General features: G+C 65.9%; 3 protein-coding genes. All 3 read right to left on the bottom strand.

The window, feature by feature from the left end; all coding sequences use genetic code 11:
• The coding region (locus H7290_RS00080; protein ID WP_290511973.1) for a GDSL-type esterase/lipase family protein at positions 1–329 on the bottom strand (329 nt) is incomplete at its 3' end.
• 300 nt (positions 330–629) lie between these two features.
• Positions 630–1,184 (bottom strand): hypothetical protein, encoded by a 555-nt coding sequence (locus tag H7290_RS00075; RefSeq protein WP_290511972.1) that lies wholly within the window; start codon positions 1,182–1,184, stop codon positions 630–632.
• 499 nt (positions 1,185–1,683) lie between these two features.
• Positions 1,684–4,685 (bottom strand): amidohydrolase family protein (locus tag H7290_RS00070; protein WP_290511971.1); only part of this gene is annotated, 3,002 nt, incomplete at its 5' end.

The raw sequence follows: 4,685 nt of genomic DNA, 5'->3' as shown, positions 1-4,685 counted from the left end.
TCGCCGACGTCGTATGCAGGCAGGAACCGCTGCGGAGTGGACGGGTCGCGGGTGGCCCGCTCGAAGTCGACGACCGAGTCGAATTCGTTGCTGGTGCGGACGAACTCGTTTACCGCGACTCGGATCGCCTCCTTCTGCTCGCTGTAGTACCCGGAGCCCTTGAACGGCGTCATCGTGCCGCCAACGATGCAGGTGTTCTCGGAGTGCGCGCGGGCGATCAGCTGCCGGTAGGCCCTGATCAGCTGGTCGGCTGAGGTGGCGACCCCACGGCCGATGTCGTTGATGCCCTCAAGCAGGATGACCGTTCGCACGTCGGGCTGGCCGAGCACGTCCGGTCGAAGCGGGCCTGGGCGCTGACTCCGGCGCCATCGGCGAGCACCTTGTTGCCCGAGATGGCCTCGTTCATCACACCGAACTGCTTCGAGGATGGCTGTTGCGCGATCCGGTCAGCGAGTTAGTCGGGGTAGCGGTGGTTGGCGCCTGCCGTCGAGCCGTAGCCGTCGGTGATCGAGTCCGCGAACGTCGCAACGGTGTCGACACGCTCCGGTTTGTCCACGACAAGCGCGTCGACCCAGTACCAGTGGCTGGTGGTCAGCGCGGACGCCGTACCCGCCTCTTCCGCGGCCCGGTCACCGACCGCCGAGACGTAGGAAGCCTAGCGTGGCTAGATTGTGGTCGGTCAGGTTGCCGCTGAACGCAGCGACATGAATTGAAACCGCCAGGTTGGTGTCGGCCGGTACCGCGACGTCGAGCGGGTCGCTGAGCACCTCTGCGCCTGCGGGGATGGTGATGGCTGAGTTGCCGCCGGAGAAGGTGACACGCTGGTTGGTGCCGGGGAGGACCTCCGCGCCTTGGGCCTGTCGCCCGACGTACACGGAGTCGAAGGTGACCGCGCGGTCACCGAAAACATTGGACAGCGAGACCCGGAGGTCCGCGCCGCCCGCGCTGGTGTGGACGATGTTGCGGACCGTCTGGTCGGTGTAGGTGCCGCTGACCCGGTCAGCGCTGGCGCCCCAGGTGACAACCTGGTCGGTGGTGAGGGAGTCGGAACGAGGACTCGCCTGACCGGGCGAGACACCGACGGCGAGGCCCGGCTGACGAGCCGGGTCGCGCGAGGGGTGGTGACGTGCATGACGTATCTCCTTGGGATGCCTGGTGGTGCTGGGCGGGCATCGCCGAACCATGACGCCTCATGGTTTCCGGTAGGTGCCCCGAGAGGCCACCTCTGACCAAGCTTCCAGGTCGTCGGTAGCCGCAAGGGGAAACTAAGCGGCCTCGATATGATGGGGGAGATGTTGGTCATATGGGGACCGCTCAGTGGTTCGGTGTCCCTGCTCAACGGTCGATTCGGGCGACGAACGAGTCGACCTGTTGCGTCTCGCTGGTCCCGACCGGCTCGGCGTCGAAGGTTGTCCACAGATCCACGGGAACGTCTTGACCAACAGTCCTGGGACCTCGGCGGATCACGAGCCTGACCTCTACCGACTCGCACGACGATCGGGACTTGCCCCGAACCCGGGGCTCAATCGAAACCATGGCCACCGAAGGACGCACAGCCAGAGAGATGCGCCGCTGCCTCAAGCCTGTCAAACGCTCACAGCACGACGTGACCTACAGCGGAGAGAGATCCGAAGGATCTGCCGGTGCTGGACGGTTAGGACTCCCGAAGCCGGCTGCCAAGCTTCAGCCGGCGCAGCAGGCGTGTCGTGCCTCCTCCAGGTACCCCGGGTCGTGCCACCAGTAGCCGTCGTTCGACGGGGGCGACGCCACCGGCGCCAGTTCGCGGTTGAGGGTCGTGCGCTGTGCGAGTCCGTGCCGCCGGACCACAGCCGACAAGAACGGCTCGAGTAGACCCGGCACGTCGCGGCCGACCCCGGCGACGAAGACGTGCTGGACCGCGGCGGCGTCTTCGATGCGGTCCAGCGGGTTGCCGTCCACGACCGCGAGGTCTGCAAACATTCCGCGGGAGATACGGCCGATCGGCTCACCCATGAAATCGCCGCTGGCACTCGTAGCCGTGGTCAGCGCCTGCCGGGGCGTGAAGCCGTACCGCACCATCGCTCGGAGATTCATGTGCATGCTGATCGCGGCATGGTCGATGGGGGAATCAGTCCCAGTCACGATCACCCCTCCGCCCCGCACCATGTGGAGACACTGCTGCACCTGGGCCGCCAGGTTCGCCCGGTTCGCCGACTGGTCGGTGCTCACGGTCGAGTCGACGGTGGTCTGCAGGGCGGCCCTGCGCCAGGGCGGGTAGAGCGCTTGGGTTCGACGGTCATCGACGAGCGAGCGATCCTCTCGATAGAGGGTCGTGCTGCCGAACAGGGTGGGCGTCCGTGCCATCCGCGAGTTGATGAACGTCTCGATCACGTCGTCGTACGCCGAGCCCTGCGCGGTCACTGTCCGGGAGAATCCGAACCGGCTGGTCGCGCCGATGTGCTCGGTCTGATCGCCTCCCATGGCCATCGCCGGGTAGTGATAATGGGAGGTGACCGGAATCCTGGCCCGGTGCGAGAAGTCGATGACGCGCTTCTGCCACTCGACTGGCAGCCGCACGTAACACTTCATGAGGTCGTAGTCGAGCTCTGCGGCCCGCTGGAGCTCAAGTTGGAGCTGACCGTCCGAAAACGTCGGTCGCATGAAGTTGTAGTAGATCCGCTTGCCGTCGATGGCTTCTCCGGTAGCGAAGTAACGCGGGCCGACCCGAGCTCCGGATTGGATCGACTCCCGCTCTTCGACCATGTGGTACGCGGGACTGCCGGGCGAGCGCGTGGTCGTGATGCCCAGGGACAGCCACAGCCGACCTTGTCGATCGCCGTAGGAATAGCCCTGCATCTCGCGGTGGTGATGGATGTCAATAAGGCCCGGCATGACGAACGACGAGGACGCATCGACCAGTTCACCGGTCCGACCCTCGTCGTGCGGGAGCACCGCGGCGATGCGCTGTCCCTCGATGATGATGTCGACGTTGGTCCGCACCGCACTCCCGACGCCGTCCCACATGCGCCCTGCATGGATGACAGTTCGCTCAGTGCCGACGACGTTGCGCCACCGCAGTGGGTTGGTGACGTCCTGTGGCACGCCGCCTTGCGCTCCGATCATCCGCAGTCGGCCGTTGTTCAGGTAGAGGATCTGCAGGGAGTCCCCGCTCCAACTGGGTGCATCACTGACCTCGTCGGTGATCTGCTGGGCCGGACCCGATGGTGTGCCGTCGGGTCCCACCGGAATCACCCACAGCACACTCGCGAGCGCGAAAACCATTCGCGAGCCATCGGGGGACCAGACTGGGCCGTCGTCGCCGCGCGTCTGCAACGACTGATCCTTGATCGTGTCCACGTAGCGTGCGGCACCGCTCCTACGGTTGATCAGCAGGATCTTGCTGAGCCCTTCACGGTATCGAGCCGAGTAGGGTTTCACGGCGGCCAGCGCGATGACGTCGCCGTCTCTGGACCAGGTCGGACGGCCTGGCTCGAACGTCGCGGTGAACACACGCTGGACATCGCCGGTCGCGACGTCAACGGTCCACACCGCGCCGTCCTGGTCGAGGAACGCGATCTCTCGGCCGTCCGGTGACCAGGTCCCCGACACGGCGGCGCGATCAGGGAGGTCGGTGATCTGACGGTCGGTGCCGGTGGTCAGGTCACGTACCCAGATGTCGAGGGTTCCTCCCCGATCGGTCGAGTAGGCCAGGCTCGACCCGTCCGGGGACCAGGACGGGTCGCTCTTCCAGTACGAGTCACCCGTGAGCGGCGTGGCGGAGCCACCAATCGTCAAGAGGTAGATGTCGTTCAGCGCCCGGTAGGCGACTCGTTTCCCGTCGGGCGACAAGACCGGGCTGCCGATGCCACGCACTGCTTGGGCTCGTCGGCTCTCGAAGTCGCGGCGACGCTTGCGATAGCGGGGTGTCACCACATTGATGGCGAGCACGAAGCCGACACGAGACGGCGAACCTCCTACTGTGCTGCGCCGGATCCCACCGCCGGCGGTGTAATAGAACTGGTTACCTGACCACGAGACCTGGAACGGGAACACCTCCTCGTCGGTGACGAGTGTCTCGGTGCCGAGCATCAGCGTGCTCGTGCCGGGCTTCTGCAGGTGGTAGACGACGTCGTCGCCGGCGGGAGTGAAGGTCGGCTGGTGGACCACTTCGGGCGTTGCGACCTGCACCAGCGTCGATCGAGCGCCGCCTTGCAACGTGACGACGTCGATGCGGGTGTTGGCGGCCACGAACGCGACCTGGGTGCCGTCTGGGGACCAGGCCGGCTCGTACTCCTCCTCCGCCGAGTCGGCGACGACGGAGATGTTGGCGGATGCGAGGTCGTAGACGTAGATCCCGTAGCTTCCCGAGAGATCGCTGGAGAAGGCGATGCTGCGTCCGTCGGGTGACCAGCGGGGCTCCCGATGGTCGTAGGGACCCTCGGTCAACTTGTGCAGCCCCCCACCGTCCGGACGTATCGTCCAGAGGTTGAACACCCCGTCGCGATAGGACTGGAAGACCAGTGTCCGACCATCTGGTGACCAGTTGGGCTGCGAGACGTCGAACAGGTCGCTGGTCAGTCGCCGCGCCGGACCGCCCGACGCCGGCAGCACCCACAGGACGCCGAGTGCGTCGATCGCGATCTTCTTGCGATCTGGCGAGACCTGCGCAGCGAAGTTCGTGCCCTCACGAAGGTTGAGCCGAGATG

This window comes from Aeromicrobium sp. (assembly GCF_014378035.1).
GTDB lineage: Bacteria > Actinomycetota > Actinomycetes > Propionibacteriales > Nocardioidaceae > Aeromicrobium.
Note: the sequence above shows the minus strand (reverse complement) of the source record. Positions and strands in the feature narration are given on the sequence as shown.

Bases quoted from the DNA above. Each gene is read 5' to 3' on its own strand.
- H7290_RS00075 (WP_290511972.1), bottom strand. From the start codon at position 1,184: ATGGTTCGGCGATGCCCGCCCAGCACCACCAGGCATCCCAAGGAGATA.